Source organism: Marinobacter alkaliphilus, assembly GCF_055394375.1.
This window is the reverse complement of sequence record NZ_AP043751.1, coordinates 2,782,303-2,804,251: the sequence shown is the minus strand read 5'-3', so window position 1 is coordinate 2,804,251 and position 21,949 is coordinate 2,782,303. Positions and strand designations below refer to the sequence as shown.

17 protein-coding genes are annotated in these 21,949 nt (G+C 56.2%); 3 read left to right on the top strand and 14 right to left on the bottom strand.

Translation table 11 applies throughout. The annotated features are described in order from the left end of the window. Positions 1-51: 51 nt before the first annotated feature. Positions 52-978, top strand: a complete 927-nt coding sequence (locus ACZ5Q2_RS12810) for a GGDEF domain-containing protein (protein ID WP_432210034.1) — start codon at positions 52-54, stop codon at positions 976-978. 16 nt (positions 979-994) lie between these two features. Here the strand turns inward: ACZ5Q2_RS12810 and rluB are convergent, their stop codons facing one another. From rluB to sdhC, 13 genes are all read right to left on the bottom strand, one after another. Then, the gene (gene rluB, locus ACZ5Q2_RS12805) at positions 995-2,017 is read right to left on the bottom strand and encodes a 23S rRNA pseudouridine(2605) synthase RluB (RefSeq protein WP_432210035.1); all 1,023 of its coding nucleotides are present in this window, start codon (positions 2,015-2,017) and stop codon (positions 995-997) included. Between the two features lie 38 nt (positions 2,018-2,055). After that, a complete protein-coding gene (gene scpB, locus ACZ5Q2_RS12800; protein WP_432210036.1) occupies positions 2,056-2,724 on the bottom strand; it encodes an SMC-Scp complex subunit ScpB in 669 nt (222 codons plus the stop codon). Positions 2,725-2,738: 14 nt separating this feature from the next. Beyond that, a complete protein-coding gene (locus ACZ5Q2_RS12795; protein WP_432210037.1) occupies positions 2,739-3,566 on the bottom strand; it encodes a segregation and condensation protein A in 828 nt (275 codons plus the stop codon). A gap of 37 nt (positions 3,567-3,603) precedes the next feature. Beyond that, positions 3,604-4,779, bottom strand: coding sequence for a tryptophan--tRNA ligase (locus ACZ5Q2_RS12790; protein ID WP_267313162.1), 1,176 nt, complete (start codon positions 4,777-4,779; stop codon positions 3,604-3,606). Positions 4,780-5,013: 234 nt separating this feature from the next. Next, positions 5,014-5,886, bottom strand: coding sequence for a succinate--CoA ligase subunit alpha (gene sucD / locus ACZ5Q2_RS12785; protein WP_011784666.1), 873 nt, complete (start codon positions 5,884-5,886; stop codon positions 5,014-5,016). Continuing rightward, positions 5,886-7,052 carry an ADP-forming succinate--CoA ligase subunit beta gene (gene sucC / locus ACZ5Q2_RS12780; protein ID WP_061332180.1) on the bottom strand — a complete coding sequence of 389 codons (1,167 nt, stop codon included), beginning with the start codon at positions 7,050-7,052 and terminating at the stop codon, positions 5,886-5,888. Before sucC ends, sucD begins: the two co-directional genes overlap by 1 nt. A gap of 195 nt (positions 7,053-7,247) precedes the next feature. Then, complete coding sequence (gene lpdA, locus ACZ5Q2_RS12775; RefSeq protein ID WP_106695876.1) at positions 7,248-8,690, bottom strand: dihydrolipoyl dehydrogenase; 1,443 nt, start codon at positions 8,688-8,690, stop codon at positions 7,248-7,250. Between the two features lie 35 nt (positions 8,691-8,725). After that, the gene (odhB, locus tag ACZ5Q2_RS12770; protein ID WP_432210038.1) at positions 8,726-9,943 is read right to left on the bottom strand and encodes a 2-oxoglutarate dehydrogenase complex dihydrolipoyllysine-residue succinyltransferase; all 1,218 of its coding nucleotides are present in this window, start codon (positions 9,941-9,943) and stop codon (positions 8,726-8,728) included. A gap of 25 nt (positions 9,944-9,968) precedes the next feature. Then, entirely contained in the window at positions 9,969-12,806 is a 2,838-nt protein-coding gene (locus ACZ5Q2_RS12765) for a 2-oxoglutarate dehydrogenase E1 component (protein WP_061332177.1), read from the bottom strand. A gap of 317 nt (positions 12,807-13,123) precedes the next feature. Continuing rightward, complete coding sequence (locus ACZ5Q2_RS12760) at positions 13,124-13,828, bottom strand: succinate dehydrogenase iron-sulfur subunit (protein WP_058091183.1); 705 nt, start codon at positions 13,826-13,828, stop codon at positions 13,124-13,126. A 15-nt stretch (positions 13,829-13,843) separates the two neighbouring features. Further along, positions 13,844-15,616: a succinate dehydrogenase flavoprotein subunit gene (gene sdhA, locus ACZ5Q2_RS12755; RefSeq protein ID WP_058091184.1), complete on the bottom strand. Its 1,773-nt coding sequence runs from the start codon at positions 15,614-15,616 to the stop codon at positions 13,844-13,846. A 3-nt stretch (positions 15,617-15,619) separates the two neighbouring features. Continuing rightward, positions 15,620-15,964: a succinate dehydrogenase, hydrophobic membrane anchor protein gene (gene sdhD, locus ACZ5Q2_RS12750; RefSeq protein ID WP_432210039.1), complete on the bottom strand. Its 345-nt coding sequence runs from the start codon at positions 15,962-15,964 to the stop codon at positions 15,620-15,622. Next, entirely contained in the window at positions 15,958-16,332 is a 375-nt protein-coding gene (gene sdhC, locus ACZ5Q2_RS12745) for a succinate dehydrogenase, cytochrome b556 subunit (RefSeq protein WP_061332229.1), read from the bottom strand. The genes sdhD and sdhC overlap by 7 nt, the downstream gene beginning before the upstream one ends. A gap of 477 nt (positions 16,333-16,809) precedes the next feature. Between sdhC and gltA the strand changes: the two genes are divergently transcribed. Both gltA and ACZ5Q2_RS12735 read left to right on the top strand, forming a co-directional pair. After that, on the top strand, positions 16,810-18,084 hold the full coding sequence (gene gltA, locus ACZ5Q2_RS12740; RefSeq protein ID WP_061332175.1) for a citrate synthase: 1,275 nt from the start codon (positions 16,810-16,812) through the stop codon (positions 18,082-18,084). A gap of 105 nt (positions 18,085-18,189) precedes the next feature. Then, positions 18,190-19,059: an NAD(P)-dependent oxidoreductase gene (locus ACZ5Q2_RS12735; RefSeq protein WP_432210040.1), complete on the top strand. Its 870-nt coding sequence runs from the start codon at positions 18,190-18,192 to the stop codon at positions 19,057-19,059. A gap of 36 nt (positions 19,060-19,095) precedes the next feature. Here the strand turns inward: ACZ5Q2_RS12735 and topA are convergent, their stop codons facing one another. Beyond that, positions 19,096-21,735 carry a type I DNA topoisomerase gene (gene topA, locus ACZ5Q2_RS12730; protein WP_106695879.1) on the bottom strand — a complete coding sequence of 880 codons (2,640 nt, stop codon included), beginning with the start codon at positions 21,733-21,735 and terminating at the stop codon, positions 19,096-19,098. Between the last annotated feature and the right edge of the window lie 214 nt (positions 21,736-21,949).

Here is a 21,949-nt window from a genome sequence, read left to right as displayed (position 1 = left end):
ATGCTGGTAAGGCTGCAACTATACCCGTTTCCAGAAGCAGAGCGAGCCATTGTGAAAAACCTGACTTCGATTCAGCCGTCAAAGACGCAGCCGGCCAGGCTGGCCGCCCTGAAGCAGTCGTTTCATGACTGGAACCAGTCCCCTGATGTTCTTACCAAGATGGCAAAACGGCTGTCTACCACCCTGTCACTGGAAACCCAACTAGGCATCATCGCAGAGGAAATTGCACAAACCATCCCGTTTGATGCCCTCAATTACCGGCATCGGATTGCCCGGCAGGATTTTGTGTTCTCAACCGGTATGGGCGGGCCCCATCGCTGCGAATACCGCCTCACGTTGGAAGGTAGTTACTATGGCACGCTCGCCTTTCATCGCCGGCAAAAGTTTACAGACGAAGAACTTACTGGCCTGGAGATGATGCTCTCGGCAGCCATCTGCCCACTGCGCAATGCCTGCCAGTTCATCGCCATTGAGCAAGCCGCGTTGACCGACGCACTGACCGGCATTGGCAACAAACGAGCCCTTGACGAAGCCCTGCTGCGGGCAAGCGCTCTGGCCGACCGGCATGGCGCGCCCTGGAGCCTCATCCTGTGCGACCTGGACCACTTCAAACTGATCAATGACAATCACGGGCACGTGGTTGGGGATCATATCCTGACCAGAACCGCAGAGAAACTGGAACAAGCCATTCGAAATTCAGACACAGTGTATCGATTTGGCGGGGAAGAATTTGCGGTATTACTGCCTCACACCAGCGAGCAGGAAGCACGGGAGGTAGCCGAGCGCATTCGTCTGGCGATCGAAAGCATTCGGGTGGATGGTGGTGAGACGCCACTGACGGTTACCGGCAGCTGCGGTGTGGCAACCCACCTTGCAGACGAGGTGCCGGAGCAGTGGCTGGCCCGGGCGGACGAAGCGTTATATCGGGCGAAAGCACAGGGCCGCAACTGCACCCGTGTTTTCGCCAGTATTTCCTGAGCGACAATTGGGGGGCTTATTCGCCCCGATTGTTACGAGCCGGCTTCTTTGCGCCTGACCTTGCTTTGCGGTCATCGCGCTTTGGCTTGGCGGGCGCAGAGTCGCTGACCTGCCAGGTTCCCTTGCGGGCACGCTGCAGAGACTTTCCGGGACTTTTTCGTCGCCTGCGATCATGAGCCGCCTGCTCACCGGGGGTCTTTTGCGGAATATCCACCGCAGACAGCCCGACGGCCTTGCTCAGGGCATCCACACCTTTCTGATCCAGCTCTTCCCATTTGCCCAGGGTAAGACGGCTTGGCAAGAAAATTGGCCCATAGCGCACCCGCTTAAGCCTGCTGACCCTAACCCCCTGGGACTCCCACAGGCGCCTGACTTCCCGGTTCCGTCCTTCCATCAGGGTCACGTGGAACCACTGGTTGATGCCGCTGCCGCCAGCGGGAGCCAGGTCGGAGAACTTGGCCATGCCGTCATCCAGTAACACACCTTCCAGCAAACGCTGCTGCATGGCGTCGTCTACCTCACCAAATACCCGCACGGCATATTCCCGGTCAATCTGGCTCGACGGGTGCATCAACCGGTTGGCAAGCTCACCGTCGGTTGTGAACAACACCAGCCCGGTGGTATTGATATCCAGCCGCCCGATGGCGATCCAGCGCTGGTCTTTCAGGCGTGGCAAGCGGTCAAATACCGTTGGCCTGCCTTCCGGATCTTTCCGGGTGGTGACTTCGCCCTCGGGCTTGTTGTAGATCAGCACCCTGCGAACCACCTGGGCGGCGGCTGACACATCCAGCTGCTTTCCATCCAGCTCAAAACGGTCGTCCGTAGTGGCTTTCTGGCCTGGCTCCGCCGGCTGGCCGTTAACCTGTAACCGCCCGGATTCCATCCACCCTTCAATCTCCCGGCGAGACCCAACACCCGCTCTTGCGAGCAGTTTCTGAATGCGTTCAGGGCCCTCCGACAGAGCCTTATCGCCCTGAGATGCTCGGGTTCTGGAACCTGGTTTTCCAGGGCCTTGTTTTCCGGGGCTAGATGCCGCCATGTAATACGTCCTTACCGATTAACCGATGTCTTTTGACATCAGTGAAGTGTCTGTTCCGATTCAGCAGCCTGGTTGCCTCCGGGTTGTCCGGGGTCGTCACTGCTGTCATTATGGGATGATTCAAACTGAATCTCCCCCTGTATGTTTCGTTCGATCTCCCGGCCAATTTCCTCGAGATCACGAACCTCAGACAGCGGTGGCAGTTCATCCAGCCCTGTCAGGTTAAAGTAATCCAGAAACTGTCGGGTGGTGGCGTACATTGCAGGGCGACCCGGCACGTCACGATGTCCAACAACCCTTACCCACTCTCGCTCAAGCAGGGTACGAATGATATTGCTGCTTACCGTAACACCGCGAATATCTTCAATTTCACCCCGGGTGATTGGCTGCCGATAGGCAATCAGGGCCAGGGTTTCGAGCAGTGCCCGGGAATACCGCTGGGGTTTTTCCTCGAACAAGCGTCCAACCCAGGGTGCCAGCTCTTCCCTCACCTGCAGGCGGTAACCGCTGGCCACCTTCTTCAACTCAAAACCTCGCCCCTCGCAGGCTTTGTCCAGCTGCACCAGCACGTGCTCCATCACCTGGCGGGATGGCCGCTCGTCTTCCACAAACAATTCTCTGAGCTGTTCCAGCGACAGGGGCTTTCCAGCCGCCAGCAGGGCTGCTTCGGCAATCGCCTGAACACGCGCAAGATGGTCTTCGTTCATAATCTGGCCTTCACCTAGCTGGCAGCCCGGGCACGCACGTGAATCGGGCCCAGCACCTCTGCCTGTACAATTTCAATCAGCTGCTCTTTCACCAGTTCAAGCGTTGCGAGGAACGTCACCACCACACCCAGCCGCCCTTCCTCAATGGTAAACAGGCTTTCAAACGTGACAAACCGGTCGCCCTGGAGCACCGAGAGAATGTGAGACATTCGCTCGCGGGTAGACAGCCGCTCTTTCTCAACATGGTGACTGGTGAATAGATCCGCCCGTTTCAGCACGCCATGCAAAGCCAACAAAAGCTCCCGCATATCCACTTCCGGGTGGGGCTGAGACGAAGGCAGCTTCGGCAAGGCGGCTGACGCTGCAAAAATGTCACGCTCCATACGCGGCATTTCATCGATATCTTCGGCAGCCTTCTTGAACCGCTCGTACTGCTGCAACCGGCGAATCAGCTCCGCCCTGGGGTCCAGTTCCTCGTCATCGTCTGTTTCATGGCGGGGCAGCAGCATTCGGGATTTTATCTCTGCCAGCGTGGCCGCCATCACCAGGTATTCGGCCGCCAGTTCAAAGCGCATGGCTTCAACGGCGCCGATGTAGTCCATGTACTGGCGGGTGATTTCACTCACGTCAATATCAAGGATGTTCATGTTTTGCCGGCGTATCAGATACAGCAGCAAATCAAGTGGACCCTCGAAAGCCTCCAGAAACACCGCCAGGGCATCGGGAGGAATGTAGAGGTCCTTGGGAAGATCAACCAACGGCTTGCCAGAAACCAGAGCCAGCGGCACCTGCTCGCCGACCTCTGCCGGGGCGTGTGTTAACTCCTCAGTCTCGTCGGTCATGGCCTCTCCAGCCGTTGGCAGTGGCTACCGGGTAAAATCAGCGGTAGCTGAGGCCCATGGCAGCGCGAACTTCTTCCAGGGTATCCCGGGCCGCATCCCGTGCGTGTTCACGGCCTTCTTCCAGGATCGAGCGAACCACATCCGGGTTTTTCTCGTAATCCCGTGCCCGCTCGTGAAGCGGCCGCTGCTCTTCAATCACTGCATCGATCAACGGCTTTTTGCAATCCAGGCAACCAATGCCGGCGCTACGACAGCCTTGCTGTACCCACTCACAGGTCTCGGCGTCTGAGTACACCTTATGCATACTCCAGACCGGACATTTCTCCGGGTCACCCGGATCGGTCCGGCGTACCCGCTGTGGGTCTGTCTGCATGGTGCGGATTTTCTGGGAAACACTGTCTGGCTCTTCCCGCAGGCCGATGTAGTTGTTGTAAGACTTGGACATTTTCTGGCCATCAAGGCCCGGCATTTTCGATTCCGGCGTCAACAACGGCTGGGGCTCTGGCAGGATTACCTTGCCGCCGCCTTCGATATAGCCGTACAACCGCTCCCGGTCACCCAGGGAAATGTTCTGCTGCTCTTTCAACAGTGCCCGTGCGGTTTCCAGGGCCTCCATGTTGCCCTCTTCCTGATAGCGTTTCTTCAGGTTGCGGTAGAGTTTGGCGTTTTTCTTACCCATTTTGACGATGGCCGCCTCGGCCTGCTCCTCAAAACCGGGCTCGCGGCCATAGATGTGATTGAAGCGGCGGGCGATCTCACGGGTAATTTCCACATGAGATACCTGATCCGCTCCAACCGGCACCTTACCCGCACGGTACATCAGGATATCGGCAGTCTGAAGCAGCGGATAACCCAGGAACCCGTAGGTTGCCAGATCTTTCTCACGCAGCTTCTCCTGCTGATCTTTGTAGGTGGGAATGCGCTCCAGCCAGCCCAGCGGCGTAATCATCGAGAGCAACAGGTGCAGTTCCGCATGCTCCGGCACTTGAGACTGAATAAACATCGTCGACGACCCCGGGTTAACGCCTGCCGCCAACCAGTCGATAACCATGTCCCACACGCTTTGCTGAATGCCGGAAGTGTCATCGTATTGCGTGGTCAGGGCATGCCAGTCTGCCACGAAGAAGAAGCACTCATACTCGTGCTGGAGTTTCACCCAGTTTTTCAGCACACCGTGATAGTGGCCGAGGTGAAGCTTGCCGGTCGGTCGCATACCGGACAAAACCCTTTGCTGGGAATCTACAGAACTCAAAGCACGAACTCCTTATTTCTGTTTATTAGGCGCCTGGTTTCACCACCGGAGGTGGCTGAGGAAATCAGGCTGACCGGGCATTATAGTCTTTACACCTCGCTGCGTTAAGCAAAGCGATATAAAACACCGGCGCCATAACGCAAAACCCCCGGAATTCTCGCGAACCCGGGGGTTTTGGTGAAGGTTATGGCGGGCTTACCAGCCAGTCACTTCCTTCAGGGCCTTGCCGATTTCGGCCAGGCTGCGCACGGTTTTAACGCCGGCATCTTCCAGGGCGGCAAACTTCTCGTCTGCGGTACCCTTACCACCAGAAATGATGGCGCCAGCATGGCCCATACGCTTGCCAGGAGGTGCAGTGACACCGGCGATGTAGGAAACCACAGGCTTGGTGACGTTCTCTTTGATGAACGCAGCCGCTTCTTCCTCGGCGGTACCACCGATTTCGCCGATCATCACGATGGCTTCGGTTTCCGGATCTTCCTGCAGCAGCTTCAGAATGTCGATGAAGTTGGAGCCAGGAATCGGGTCACCGCCAATACCGATACAGGTAGACTGACCGTAGCCGAAGTCAGTGGTCTGCTTGACCGCTTCGTAGGTCAGGGTGCCGGAACGGGATACGATACCAACCTTACCCTTCTTGTGGATATGGCCAGGCATAATGCCGATCTTGCACTCGTCCGGAGTGATCACACCCGGGCAGTTCGGTCCGATCATGCGAACGCCTTTACGGTCAACGTATTCTTTGGCGTAGAGCATGTCGATGGTCGGGATACCTTCAGTGATACAAACGATCAGCTGAATGCCGGCATCGGCCGCTTCGATGATGGCGTCTTTACAGAACGGAGCCGGAACATAGATGACGGTCGCTTCTGCACCGGTCTTCTCTACCGCTTCACGTACAGTGTTGAACACCGGCAAGCCCAGATGCTCAGTGCCGCCCTTACCGGGGCTGACACCACCGACCATCTTAGTACCGTAGGCAATGGCCTGCTCAGAGTGGAAGGTACCCTGTGCGCCGGTAAAGCCCTGACAGATAACCTTGGTGTCTTTGTTGATCAGGATGCTCATTATTTACCCCCTGCGGCTTTAACGACTTGCTCTGCGGCGTCCGCCAGACTGGTAGCGGCGATAATGTTCAGGCCGCTGTCCTTGAGCACCTTGGTGCCCAGTTCGGCATTGTTGCCTTCGAGACGAACCACAACCGGCACTTTAACGCCTACTTCCTTGACCGCACCGATGATGCCTTCAGCAATCATGTCGCAACGAACGATGCCGCCGAAGATGTTGACCAGAACGGCCTGCACAGCGTCGTCAGACAGGATGATCTTGAACGCTTCGGAAACGCGCTCTTTGGTCGCGCCGCCACCTACGTCCAGGAAGTTAGCGGGCTGGCCGCCAGACAGCTTGATGATGTCCATGGTACCCATGGCGAGGCCAGCACCGTTAACCATACAACCGATGTTGCCTTCCAGCGCTACGTAGTTCAGTTCCCACTTGGCCGCTTCGGCTTCGCGAGCGTCTTCCTGGGAAGGATCACGCATTTCGTGGATTTTCTTCTGACGGTAAAGCGCGTTGCCGTCGATGCCGATCTTGGCGTCCAGACAGTGCAGGTCGCCGGCCGGTGTGATCACCAGCGGGTTGATCTCTACCAGTGCCAGATCGCGCTCTTCAAACAGCTTGGCGAGGCCCAGGAAGATCTTGGTGAACTGACCAATCTGCTTGCCTTCAAGACCCAGTTTGAATGCCAGCTCGCGGCCCTGGTACGGCTGAGCACCTACCAGAGGATCGATTTCGGCTTTCAGGATCTTCTCGGGAGTCTCTTCAGCAACCTTCTCGATTTCAACGCCACCCTCGGTGGAGGCCATGAAAACGATACGGCGGGTGCCACGGTCAACGACCGCACCCAGATACAGTTCCTGATCGATGTCAGTCAGGGATTCAACCAGAATCTTGCTTACCGGCTGGCCATTCTCGTCAGTCTGGTAGGTTACCAGGTTCTGGCCCAACCACTTCTGGGCAAACTCACGGATGTCTTCCTTGTTCTTGACCAGCTTTACACCGCCGGCCTTACCGCGGCCACCGGCGTGAACCTGAGCCTTGACAACCCATGCGTCACCGCCGATTTCAGTGGCAGCGTCAACAGCTTCTTGAGGCGTATCGCAGGCAATGCCCTGGGATACTGGCAGGCCATACTCAGCGAAAAGCTGCTTGCCCTGATATTCATGCAAATTCATAGTTAATGTCCCGTCTATTGATGGAGGATAACCACGTACGGAAATGAACCCGCTGGCACACCGCCCTTGGCATACCAATCGCGAATTCGTTCTGGCGGGCAAGGGATCGCCTGAACCCGCCGGTTACGCACACAGAAAGCTGCCTTTATGATGGCAGCGGGGCGCCGACATTGGCGCCCCGATTCCGGTGTTGCGTTACTTCTTCTTGCGACGGTTGGCGACGTGAATCGCACCGCCAGCAACAGCCAGGGCCGCCTCGTGCACTGACTCTGACAGAGTCGGATGCGCAAAGCAGGTCAGGGCCAGATCTTCTGCACTGGAACCGAATTCCATGGCAATGACGCCCTGGGCAACGATTTCAGACGCCTGAGGACCAACAACGTGAAAGCCCAGGATACGATCCGTCTTCGCGTCTGCGATGATCTTGACCATACCGGCGGCCGCATTCGCCGCCATGGCTCGGCCGTTGGCGGCAAACGGGAAGCTGCCTACGTTGTATTCTTCACCTTCGGCCTTCAGTTGCTCTTCGGTCTTGCCGACCCAAGCCACTTCCGGGAAGGTGTAGATCACGTTAGGGATGCAATCGTAGTTGACCTGCGGCTTATGACCGGCAATGCGTTCGGCAACCATCACGCCCTCTTCAGACGCTTTGTGTGCCAGCATCGGACCACGAACGATGTCACCTACCGCCCAGACACCCGGCGCTTCGGTTTTGCAGTTGTCGTCCACAAAAATGAAGCCGCGCTCGTCCATGGTCACGCCGGAATCCTCGGCCAGGGCGCCGTCGGTGTACGGGCGACGGCCAACGGCCACGATCAGCTTGTCGAACTTCGCTTCCTGCTTGCCTTTGGAATCTTCGTAGCTGACGTTCACCAGCTTGCGCTTGACTTCAGCACCGGTCATGCGGGCACCGGTGATGATGTTCAGACCCTGCTTCTTGAACTGCTTGAGCGCATCCTTGGCGACCTGCTGATCCACCGCCGGGAGGAAGCTGTCCTGAGCTTCAAGGACAGTCACCTCTGAACCCAGGCGGGCCCAAACGCTGCCAAGCTCAAGACCAATCACACCGGCACCAATAACGCCAAGGCGCTTGGGTACTTCGGTGAACTCCAGCGCGCCCTCGGAATCGACGATATACTCGCCATCAAACGGTGCAGGCGGAATCTCGATCGGCTTGGAACCCGTCGCCAGAATGACGTTGTCGGCTTCGTAGGTCTTGGTCTTGCCGTCTTTATCGGTAACTTCCACCTTACGACCAGCCAGAAGCTTGCCGTGACCGTGAATGGAAGTCACACCGTTAGCCTTGAACAGGCCGGCAATACCGCCAGTCAGCTGCTGCACGATGCCGGACTTGCGCTCCATCATCTTCGCCACATCGATATCAACACCCTTGGTCATGATACCCATGGACTCATAATCGTGGCTGGCTTCCTCAAATTTGTGAGTCACCTCAAGCAGTGCTTTGGACGGAATACAGCCCACGTTCAGGCAGGTGCCGCCCAGAACCTGGCTTTTACCGTCTTTGCTTGTCCAGGACTCCACACAGGCCGTTTTCAGGCCAAGCTGGGCCGCCTTGATAGCTGCAACGTAACCGCCGGGGCCGGCACCAATGACAATAACATCGAACTTATCGGACATAATCTTTCCTGTTATCGAATTCGTTGAGTGTCAGCTTACACGTCCAGCAGGATACGGGCCGGGTCTTCCAGCATTTCCTTGATCGCAACCAGGAACTGCACCGCTTCCTTACCGTCGATCATACGGTGATCGTATGACAGCGCCAGGTACATCATCGGCAGGATCTCAACCTTGCCGTTCACCGCCATCGGGCGCTCCTGGATTTTGTGCATGCCCAGAATAGCGGTCTGCGGCGGGTTCAGGATCGGCGTGGAGATCAGTGAACCGAAGATACCGCCGTTGGTGATGGTGAAGGTGCCGCCAGTCATGTCTTCGATGGCCAGCTTGCCTTCCTTCGCCTTGGTACCGTACTCGACAATCTTCTTCTCGATATCAGCCAGGCCCATGGCGTCGGAATCGCGAAGTACCGGAACCACCAGACCACGATCCGTGGATACGGCAACACCGATATCCTGATAACCGTGGTACACCATGTCATTGCCGTCGATCGAGGCATTGACCGCCGGGAAGCGTTTGAGGGCTTCGGTGGCCGCCTTGGTGAAGAACGACATGAAGCCCAGCTTGATGCCGTGGCGCTTCACAAAGCTGTCCTGGTAATGCTTACGCAGCTCCATGATGGGCGCCATGTTCACTTCGTTGAACGTGGTCAGCATGGCCGCTGTCTGCTGGGCATCCACCAGACGCTTGGCAATACTGGCGCGCAGGCGAGTCATCGGAACACGCTTCTCAGGGCGCTCACCCTGGGCAACATTTACCTCAGGCATGGCTGCCGGCTTGGCAGCGGCACCACCGGAGGACTTGCTGCTGTCCACAAAGTTCTGCACGTCTTCTTTCGTCACACGGCCGTCTTTGCCAGTGCCCTTGACGGAGGCCGGGTCAACGTTATTTTCTTCGGCCAGCTTACGGGCAGCCGGGCTCAGGATGGCGTCGCCGGAAGTTGCAGCCGGGGCTTCTTCTTTCGGCGCCTCAGCCTTGGCTTCAGGCTTGCTCTCTGCCGGCTTGGATTCACCCGCAGCGCCTTCCTTGAATTTGCCGATCACCTCACCGCTTTCGCAGGTGTCGCCTTCGCCCTTGAGAATTTCTTCGATCACACCATCAGCAGGCGCAACCACTTCGAGCACAACCTTGTCGGTCTCGATATCGACAATCAGCTCGTCACGGGAGCATGCCTCACCGGGCTGCTTGTGCCAGGTCGCGACGGTGCCTTCGGCGACCGACTCAGGGAAAACGGGGGCTTTAATCTCTGTTGACATTACGGATCCTTAGTTCGGTAGCTCGTCAGATTTCAAACGCGTCGTTAACCAGTTTCTTTTGCTCTTCGATGTGAACAGACATGTGTCCACAGGCAGGAGCAGCAGAAGCCTCACGACCGGCATACTGAAGGTATAACTTGGGGTTCAGGCGCTGCAGCGCGTTACGCATATGATGCTGACTGCAGTACCAGGCACCCTGGTTCATCGGCTCTTCCTGACACCACACCACATGCTTTAGCTTGGGGTACTGGGCCAGGAGCTCGTCCAGATCATCACCGGGGAACGGGTACAGCTGCTCAATCCGGACAATGGCGACGTCGTCTCGTTCATCCGCCTTTTTCTTCTCCAGAAGGTCATAATAGACCTTGCCGCTGCACATAATCAGTCGGGACACCTTCTTGGGATCAGAAGGCTCCTTCTCGGGCAGAACGGTCTGGAAGGTACCGGAGGTCAGATCATCGAGGCCGGAAATGGCTTCTTTATGACGCAACAGGCTCTTGGGGGTGATAGCCACAAGCGGCTTACGCAGCGGGCGCTTGACCTGCCGACGAAGCATATGGAATACCTGGGATGGCGTGGTGGGCACGCAAACCTGGATGTTGTGCTCCGCACACAGCTGCAGGAAGCGCTCCAGACGCGCCGAACTGTGCTCCGGTCCCTGGCCTTCATAACCATGGGGCAGCAGCAGCGTCAGGCCACACAGACGGCCCCACTTGTGCTCACCACTGGTCAGGAACTGATCAATGACCACCTGGGCGCCGTTGGCAAAATCACCGAACTGGGCTTCCCAGACAATCAGTGCGTCCGGCGTGGTGGTGGAATAGCCATATTCGAATGCCATAACCGCTTCTTCGGAAAGTAGCGAGTCATAGATATCGAACTTGGGCTGTTCGTCTTTCAGGTTCTGCAGGGAAATATGGGTAGACCCGTCTTTCTGGTTATGCAGAACAGCGTGGCGGTGGGAGAAAGTGCCCCGCCCCACGTCCTGACCGGTCAGGCGGATCGGGTGACCTTCATTCAGCAAGGTGGCATAAGCCATCATCTCACCGTAGCCCCAGTTCAGTGAGAGTGCGCCGGCCGTCATCTTCTCGCGATCATTGACGATCTTGGAAACCTGACGCTGAATGCTGAAGCCTTCAGGCACCTCGGTAATCTTCTTGCCCAGTTTCTGGATGGTCTTCAAAGCCACACTGGTCTTGCACTTGGCAGTCCACTCATGACCAAGGTACGGAGCCCAATCCACGTACAGTTCTTTGTTGGGCTCTTTCACCAGCGATTTGACCACGTGATCGCCCTTATCGAGCGCATCGCGGTAGTCGGTTTCCATCTGCTTGGCTTCTTCTTCAGTAATCACGCCAGCTTCAACCAGATGGTCTGCGTACAGATTGCGGGTGGTCTTGAGCTTACGGATCTTTTCATACATGAGCGGCTGGGTAGCAGCCGGCTCATCGGCTTCGTTGTGACCGCGGCGGCGGTAGCACACCAGATCAATGACCACATCCCGCTTGAATTCGTTGCGGTAGTCCATGGCCATCTGGGTAACAAACATCACCGCTTCAGGATCGTCTGCGTTTACGTGCAGAATCGGCGCCTGAACCATTTTGGCGACGTCTGTGCAGTATTCAGTCGAGCGCGCATCTTCCTGCCGGCTAGTGGTGAAACCCACCTGGTTGTTGATCACAATGTGAATGGTACCACCCACGCCGAAGCCCCTGGTCTGGGACATCTGGAAGGTTTCCATCACAACACCCTGACCCGCAAACGCTGCGTCACCGTGCATGACAATCGGCACAACCTTGCTGCCGTCGGTATCGCCACGGCGATCCTGACGGGCGCGTACAGAGCCCACCACTACCGGAGATACAATTTCCAGGTGCGACGGGTTAAACGCCATGGCCAGATGCACTTCGCCACCGGGTGTCATCACGTTGGAAGAGAAACCCTGGTGATATTTCACGTCACCGGAGCCTGAATCCGCGAGCTTCTTGCCCTCAAATTCATCAAACAGTTCTTTCGGGTTTTTGCCGAGAGTATTAACCAGCACGTTGAGGCGGCCACGATGGGCCATCCCTAGAACAATTTCCTTGGCGCCGTATGAGCCTGCACGCTGGATCAGTTCATCCAGGCATGGAATCAGGCTTTCGCCACCTTCCAGACCAAAGCGTTTTACGCCCGGATAGCGGGAGCCAAGGTACTTTTCCAGGCCCTCGGCAGCTGTCAGGCGCTCCAGGATATGCTTGCGGGTCTGAGCTTCGTACTCAGGGCGCGAGCGCACAGGCTCCATACGCTGCTGAAACCAACGCTTGATGCGAGTATCTACCACGTGCATGTACTCAGCACCGATGCTCTCGCAATACGTCTGGCGCAGGCCCTGCACGATGTCGCCGAGCTTCATCGTTTCGGAACCGAAGTTCAGTGAACCGGTCTGGAATTCCAGATCAAGATCCGACTCGCCCAACTCGTGGAAAGACGGCTCAAGATCTTCAACAGACTCACGCTGCCAGACACCCAGGGGGTCAAGCTTGGATTCCTGGTGTCCGCGGAAACGGAACGCATTGATCAGCTGAAGAACACGAATCTGCTTTTTATCGGCATCTGAGGTGGCACTGGCGGGTACGCCACTGCTGGCCAGGAAACGCTGATTGCGGGAGATATGCTCAAACTGTTCACGGATGGTTGAGTGGACAATGTCGCGGCCATGATAGCCATCAACACTGGGAAGCTTGTCGAAGTAGCTTCGCCACTCTTCAGGAACGGCGTTGGGGTCTGTCAGGTAGGTTTCAAAAAGCTGTTCAACATAGGCCAGATTGCCACCTTGCAGGTGGGAAGTCTGCCATAACTGCTCCATGATGCTTTCGTGCATTTTGAATAGCTCACCTTGGGCTGGTGCGGGGGAGCCGGTATGGTCGGCCAGGGGTAATTCACAGTCAATACGGGTTATTACGGCATGACTTTGGCCACCACACCCAGCAAGGATGTTTTCCGTCCCCAGTGATTTTTTATACTCGGCAACGCTGCCCGGCATCCTGGATAAGTCAACCGAAGCAGCGGGCCTAAGTTTGCACTCCATTAAGACCTTTGACTATAAGCCTTTGGTTGAAGGCCCCGCGTAATGCGAGGCCTTCGGGGTACTAAACTGGTGCCGAAACACCAGTATAGCTGGTGCTACAGAATTTGCGCTCAGGTAGCGCGCTGCAGCAACAGGTTCCGAATGTGGCCAATTGCCTTCGTGGGGTTCAGGCCTTTCGGACAAACACTGACACAGTTCATGATACCCCGACAGCGGAAGACGCTGAACGGGTCATCCAGATTGGCCAGGCGCTCCGCCTGTGCGGTATCACGACTATCCGCGAGGAAGCGGTAGGCCTGCAGCAGGCCAGCCGGGCCGATGAACTTGTCCGGATTCCACCAGAACGATGGGCAGGACGTGGAACAGCAGGCACAGAGAATACACTCGTACAGGCCGTCCAGCTTCTCACGATCTTCCGGAGACTGCAGGCGTTCAATGGCGGGTGCCGGGGTGTCATTCACCAGGTACGGCATCACCTTTTCATATTGCTTGTAGAACAGGCTCATGTCGACCACCAGGTCCCGGATCACCGGCAAACCAGGCAGCGGGCGCAGAACCAGCTTGTTATTCTTGACCACATCCGACACCGGAGTGATACAAGCCAGGCCGTTCTTGCCATTCATGTTCATACCATCAGAGCCACAGACACCTTCCCGACAGGAACGGCGATAGCTCATGGAAGGATCCCTCTCCTTCACCAGGTTCAGAACATCAAGGACCATCAGGTCTTTACCTTCCGGAATCTCAACCTCTACATCCTGCATGTAAGGGGCATTATCGGTTTCCGGATTGTAGCGATACAGGCTTACCAACATTTTCAGGATACCCCCTTAGTAGGTCCGGACTTTCGGCTGGAAAGTCGGAACCGTTTTCGGTGCAAAGTTCACGTCACGCTTGCCAACACGCTTGTCCAGCGGGAAGTACATGGAGTGCTTGAGCCAGTTCTCGTCGTCACGCTCAGTGAAGTCGTTACGGGCGTGGGCACCGCGACTTTCCTTACGCTCGATCGCAGACTTGGCGGTGGCGTATGCAACTTCGTACAGGTTATCCAGCTCGAGCGCTTCAATACGCGCGGTGTTGAACGCCTTGCTGGTATCGGCCAACTTGGTTTTGCGTACACGCTCGCCGATTTCTTCCAACAGCTTGATACCCTTCTCCATGCTGTCGCCATCGCGGAACACGCCGAAGTAGAGCTGCATGCAGTTCTGCAGATCCTTACGGACCTTAGCCACATCTTCGCCTTCAGAAGCACTATCCAGACGCTCCAGACGGGCCATGGCGCGTTTGATGTCTTCTTCGCTGGCACCATCAACCTCGAAACCGCCGCGCAGCTGCTCTTCAATGTGCAGGCCAGCCGCACGACCGAAGACCACCAGATCCAGCAGGGAGTTACCACCCAGACGGTTGGCGCCGTGTACCGATACACAGGCAGCCTCACCGCAGGCAAACAGGCCGGGAATCGGTTTATCGTTGCCGTTTTCGTCCTGAGTCAGTGCCTGACCACCCACGTTGGTGGGAACACCACCCATCATGTAGTGACAGGTCGGAACGACCGGGATCGGCTCTTTCACCGGATCAACGTGCGCAAAGGTACGGGACAGTTCGCAAATGCCCGGCAGGCGCAGGTTCAGGGTTTCTTCGCCCAGGTGATCCAGCTTCAGCAATACGTGATCCTTCTCGGGTCCACAACCACGGCCTTCCAGGATTTCCAGAACCATGGAACGTGCAACCACATCGCGGCCAGCAAGGTCTTTGGCGTTCGGAGCATAACGCTCCATGAAGCGCTCACCCTCGGAGTTGATCAGGTAACCGCCCTCACCCCGACAACCTTCAGTAACCAGCGTGCCAGCGCCGTGGATACCGGTTGGGTGGAACTGCCACATTTCCATATCCTGCACCGGGAAGCCGGCTCGCAGCGCCATGCCAATGCCGTCACCGGTATTGATCATCGCATTGGTGGTGGAGGCATAAATGCGACCAGCACCGCCAGTAGCAAGGACAGTAGCCTTGGATTTGATGTACGCCACTTCACCGGTTTCGATCTCGATGGCTACGACACCAACCACTTCATCCTTGCTGTTCTTGACCAGATCAACCGCATACCACTCATTAAGGAAGGTGGTACCGCCCTTCAGGTTGGCCTGATAAAGAGTGTGCAGCAAGGCGTGACCGGTACGGTCCGCAGCAGCACAGGTACGAGCGGCCTGGGTGGGGTTATCCGGACCCTTGGACTGTCCACCGAACGGACGCTGGTAGATACGGCCCTGCTCGGTACGAGAGAACGGAAGGCCCATGTGCTCCAGCTCGAATACTGCCTGGGGGCCCACAGAACACATGTATTCGATGGCGTCCTGGTCACCGATATAGTCGGAACCCTTGACGGTATCGTACATGTGCCAGCGCCAGTCATCGTTGGGATCGGCACTTGCGATCGCACAGGTAATCCCACCCTGGGCGGATACAGTGTGCGAGCGAGTCGGGAATACTTTCGTAATACACGCAGTTTTGACGCCGGTCTCGGTCAACTGCAGGGCGGCTCGCATACCGGCACCGCCGCCACCGATAACAATCGCGTCGTAAGACATGGTCTTGATGTTAGCCATCGATTAAAGCCCCCAAAGAATCTGAATGCCCCAGATCAGGTACACAAACATGGTCAGACCGCACAGCGCCTGCACAAGGAAACGGGGCGCCATGGATTTGAGATAATCAGTCGTCACAGTCCAGAGACCAACCCATGCATGGGCACCCAGGGAAAGCAGTGCCAACAGGGTAAAAATACGGAACCAGGTCTGGTCGAACAGCGCGCTCCAGGTTTCATAGTTGATGTCTGTCGTCACCATGAAGCCCAGAAGAAACACTGTGTAAATAGCCAGTACGTAGGCAGTGACACGCTGGATCAGCCAATCAAAAACGCCACTGCGGCCGAGGTTAGTTACGCTGCTTACCATACCCAGACTCCTGCCAGAATGATGAGAACAATGGAAACCACAACAGTGATCTTCGCGGCGAGGCGACCGCTCTCAAGCTCTTCTGCAATACCCATATCCATCAGCAGGTGTTTAATGCCCGCAACCAGGTGGTACAACAGAGCAGACAGGATGCCCCAGATAATCAGCTTCGCCAGGAAGCTGTCCAGCAGTTCGCTCACCCGGGCGAAACCATCTTCTCCGGACAGGGAGAGATCCAGGCCGTACAACAGGAAGGCAACACCAACAAAAATGATGATGCCGCTGATGCGATGCAGGATCGACATGATGGCAGGCAGCGGGAAATGGAACTTGCCGAGATCGAGATTTACTGGTCGTTTGCTATTCACAGCGCTCTCACACTCTCTCTTGGTTCCGCAGGGCCGAAAACCGGCTGCGGATGGTTGGTATGTTGGGATCGGAGGATCGATACGAGACCGATAACCGATTGGTTCAGGAGGGCGGATGGTAACCCGGTAGCTTGCTATGCTGAAGCGTGCATTGAGGTTCATCCCCGATTCCGGGCTACGGATTATAAGGAGACACCCCGGCAATTACAAACTTGCAACAACGCCCAAAGCCTTGGCCACAGGCGCCCCGCACCCTCTATAAGCATTATTGACAAATTCAATTTCACCCGTTTGGCACCGTTATTCCGGATATCCCTCATTTACACGGGAAATTTAAATTGCCGCTTTTCGAGACTTGTGCATTGACAAAAAAGGCTGACGCCCTATATTTTGCCGCCAGTTTTGCGATAATACGCGCTTTCTGGCGCATCTACATATGCAGAAAAGCTGTTACAGCTAATCAAACAGGAGAGCACCATGACCGACAGGAAAGCCACGCTCTCGGTGGGAGATAAGTCCATTGAGCTACCGGTTTATTCCGGCACCGTCGGCCCTGACGTTATCGACGTACGCGGCCTAGTCCAGGAAGGCGTTTTTACCTACGATCCGGGTTTTGTATCCACTGCAGCCTGCGAATCCGCCATCACCTACATTGATGGCGCCAAAGGTGTATTGCTGCACCGCGGTTACCCGATTGACCAGCTGGCCGAGCAATCTGACTTCCTTGAAGTGTGCTACCTGCTCCTGAACGGCGAGCTGCCCAGCGAAGACGAAAACAAGCGCTTCCACGACACCATCAAAAACCACACCATGCTGCACGACCAGATGCGCAACTTCTTCAACGGCTTCCGCCGTGACGCGCATCCGATGGCTATCATGTGTGGCGTTGTTGGCGCCCTGTCTGCGTTCTACCACGACCAGATGGACGTAACCGACCCCAAACAGCGTGAAGTAACAGCTCATCGCCTGATTGCCAAGATGCCAACCATCGCGGCCTGGTGCTACAAGTATTCCGTTGGTCAGCCATTCATGTATCCGCGTAACGATCTCTCTTACGCTGAAAATTTCCTGCACATGATGTTTGGCACACCGTGTGAAGAGTACAAGCCGAACCCGGTTCTTGCCAACGCAATGGACAAGATCTTCATTCTGCACGCCGATCACGAGCAGAATGCCTCTACCTCCACCGTCCGCCTGGCCGGCTCTACCGGTGCTAACCCCTATGCCTGTATCGCTTCCGGTATCGCAGCACTCTGGGGGCCCGCACACGGTGGCGCAAACGAGGCGGTTCTGGACATGCTGGCTGAAATCGGTGACGAGTCCAACATTGAGACGTTCATCGCCAAGGCCAAGGATAAAGATGATCCTTTCCGCCTGATGGGCTTTGGCCACCGGGTGTACAAGAACTTCGACCCACGCGCCAAGGTTATGGCACAAACCGCTCACGAAGTGCTGAGCGAACTGGGCCTGGAGAACGACCCACTGCTGAAGATCGCCCAGCGCCTGGAAAAGATCGCCCTGGAAGACGAGTACTTCGTAAAGCGCCAGCTTTACCCGAACGTCGACTTCTACTCCGGCATCATCCTGAAGGCCATCGGTATTCCAACGTCCATGTTTACCGTTATCTTCGCAATGTCCCGCACCATTGGCTGGTTCTCCCACTGGAACGAGATGGTCAGCGGCAACTACCGCATCGGCCGCCCGCGCCAGCTGTATACCGGCTCGCCAAAGCGCGACTATCCGAAGAAGTAATCCGTTCGGATTGCCCGGAAATGAAAAAAGCCGCTGACCCAGCGGCTTTTTTCGTATCATGGCAATACAAAACTCTCCCAATCCAACGATGACAAGGATCAGACCATGGCAACCATCGCTTTTATCGGGCTTGGCGTAATGGGCTATCCGATGGCCGGTCACCTGGCCCGAGCCGGCCAAGACGTATCCGTATGGAACCGCAGTGGCGCAAAGGCTCAGCAATGGGCGAAACAGTACCCAGGAAAAGCCTGCAACAGTATTGCAGAAGCGGTCAACAATGCCGATGTGGTACTGACCTGCGTTGGCGCCGACAAAGACCTTGAAGAGGTCTACACGGCCCCTGAGGGGATCATCAGCAATTCGCCGAGCACCGCTATTCTGGTAGACCACACTACGGCCTCTGCCGGCATTGCCGAGACATTGGCTGAAGCCGCGCAGGCCAAGGGTCAGGGTTTCATTGATGCCCCGGTATCCGGCGGCCAGCAAGGGGCTGAAAACGGGCTTTTAACCATTATGTGCGGCGGAAATGATGAAGATTTCCGGAAGGTTCAACCGATACTCCAATGCTATGCCCGGGCACTCAACCTGATGGGCCCGGTGGGTAGCGGCCAGAAAACGAAGATGGTCAATCAGATTGCCATTGCCGGTCTGGTTCAGGGCCTGTCAGAAGCCCTGCACTTTGCCGAACAGGCAGAGCTCGATGTACGCAAAGTGGTTGACGTGATTTCCAAGGGGGCCGCGCAGTCATGGCAGATGGAAAAGCGCTCCGGCACCATGATTGACGGCGAATTTGAGCACGGTTTTGCGGTGGACTGGATGCGAAAGGACCTGGCTATCTGCCTGGAAGAAGCCCGCAAAAACGGCTCCAGACTGCCGGTAACGGCGCTGGTGGACCAGTTCTACGGAGATGTGCAGGAGATGGGCGGAAACCGCTGGGATACGTCTTCGCTGATTCAGAGGCTTCGTAAGAAATAATGATTTGCCACGGACACACACGTCCGTGGCAAAAAATCACTTCTTCTTGTCCCTGGGCACCCAGCGGCCGTTTTCGTACCAGGCGGACCAACCGGTGGCTTTGCCATCCTGTTCCGACATCACGTACTGCTCTTTGGACTTCCGGCTATAACGGATCACCGTCGGGTTACCCTCGGGATCCTTCTCCGGGGCGTCCATCAGGTAATCGTATTTCGGATCGATTTCCTTCCGGTGTGGCTTGATTTCCATCACCAGCGGTGGGCGGGTTTCCCGGTTTTTCGGGAACTTGCTGGCAGCCAGGAACAGGCCGGAAGCACCATCACGGAGCACATAAGTGTCATCCACTTTCTGGCACTGAAGCTCCGGCATGGGTACCGGGTCCATTTTGGGCGGGGCCGGCTCGCCGTTCTTGAGTAATTTGCGAGTGTTCTTGCACTCGGTATTGGTGCAACCGAAATACTTGCCAAATCGACCGGTTTTCAGCTGCATTTCCGAGCCACACTTATCGCACTCGAGTGTCGGCCCGTCATAACCCTTGATGCGGAAACTGCCCTCTTCGACTTCATAGCCAGAACAATCCGGATTATTACCGCAAACGTGCAGCTTGCGTTTCTCATCAATCAGGTAGCTGTCCATGGCAGTACCACACTTCGGGCACCGGCGCTTCTTGCGCAGCAAGCGGGTTTCGCCCTCGCCTTCCACATCCTCATCAGCACTGACCACTTCGTCGCCAGAGACCAGATTGATGGTCGTCTTGCAACGCTCCTTGGGCGGCAATGAGTAACCGGAACAGCCAAGGAACACACCGGTGCTGGCCACGCGAATCTGCATATTACGGCCGCAGCTCGGGCAGGATATGTCTGTCTCTGTCGGGGTGTTGGCACGCATGCCGCCATCAGACTTCTCAGCGCTTTCGAGCTGATTGCGGAACTTGGCGTAGAAATCGTTCAGCACTTTCTTCCACTGAACATCACCCTCTGCGATTTCGTCCAGCTCACCTTCAAGACGAGCCGTAAAATCGTAATCCATCAGGTTCGGGAAGGACTCTGCCAGCCGTTCGGTAACAATTTCACCCATTTTCTCGGCATAGAAACGGCGATTCTGAAGCCGAACGTAGCCACGGTCCTGGATGGTAGAGATGATAGAAGCATAGGTGGAAGGCCGGCCAATACCCTGCTTCTCCAGCTCTTTAACCAGGCTGGCTTCGGTATACCTTGGTGAGGGCTTGGTGAAGTGCTGGGTTGGGTCCAGCTTTTTCAGGTCCAGCGACTGGTCCACCTTAATATCGGGCAGAGCCACATCTTCATCTTTCTTGGCAGACTGGGGCGCAGCTTTCAGGAAGCCGTCAAACTTGACGATACGACCACGGGTTCGGAGCTCATAATCGCCATTGGCGACCACAATGGACGTACTCAGGAACTCGGCATCCGCCATCTGGCAAGCAATAAACTGACGCCAGATCAGGTCATAAAGCTTCTCAGCGTCTTTTTCCAGGCCGCTTATATCCGTAGGCCTGCGGGATACGTCAGTAGGACGAATCGCTTCGTGGGCCTCCTGAGCGCCTTCCTTGCTGCCATACAAACGGGGGCTGTCCGGCAAATAGCGATCTCCGAACTGCTTCTGGATAAATTCACGGCAGCCCGTTACCGCATCCTGACTCAGGTTGGTGGAGTCAGTACGCATATAGGTGATAAAACCGGCTTCATAAAGGCGCTGGGCAAGCATCATGGTTTTCTTGACACTGAACCCCATGCGATTGCTCGCCGCCTGCTGGAGCGTGGATGTAATAAACGGCGCCGACGGGCGTGAGCGTGTCGGCTTGTCTTCCCGCTTTGAAACCCTGAAGCCGCCGGATTTCAGGCGATCGACGTGCTCTTTGCTCTGAGCCTCGTTTACCGGGCGATAGGGTTTGTCATTGTAACGCGTAACCTCGAACCGCACTGGGTCTGCGGAACCATCTGCGGTCAGATCCGCATGCAGCTGCCAGAACTCTTCCGGTACGAATTTCCGGATTTCCCGCTCCCGCTCAACAATCAACCGAACGGCAACAGACTGCACCCGGCCGGCAGACAGCCCCCGGGCAATCTTTGCCCACAACAGCGGAGACACCATATAACCCACGACACGATCCAGAAACCGGCGCGCCTGCTGGGCATTTACACGGTTGTTATCGAGGTTTCCAGGGTCTTTGAACGCTTCCTGAATGGCTCGCTTGGTAATTTCATTGAACACCACCCGGCGATACTTTTCGGGTTCGCCACCAATGGTCTCCTGAAGGTGCCAGGCAATGGCCTCCCCTTCTCTATCCAAATCCGTTGCGAGGTAGATGTGGTCGGCGGATTTGGCCAATCGCTTGAGCTCGCTGACAACTTTTTCCTTGCCGGGCAGTATCTCGTAGCGGGCGCTCCAGTCGTCATCAGGGTTTACGCCCATGCGGGCAACCAGCTGCTCCCGTGACTTACGCTTCTTGTGCTCGGCTTTTTCTTCCGGGCTCATCTTGCGGGTGGCGGCGGCCTGCTTTGCCCGTTCTTTCGGGTCTGACTGGCTGCCACTACCACTGACAGGCAGGTCACGAATGTGGCCAACACTGGACTTAACGATAAAATCCGAGCCCAGGTACTTGTTGATGGTCTTCGCTTTCGCTGGTGACTCGACAATAACGAGACTTTTACCCATATCGGAGATCTGTATCCTTGGCGATAATTCGGTTAATAGCTGAACAAACCGCAAACTCGCATAAAAATCAGGCAACTGGAAAACACAGAGCTGCCATTGTGTATAGGCTCACTGTTTTACAGGGTCAACAATTGCAAGACAACCCATTCTTTGATTTCAGTCAGCCTTTTTTTCAAATATCAGCAGCAGACACCAGGCCCTGAAACAGGAAGGC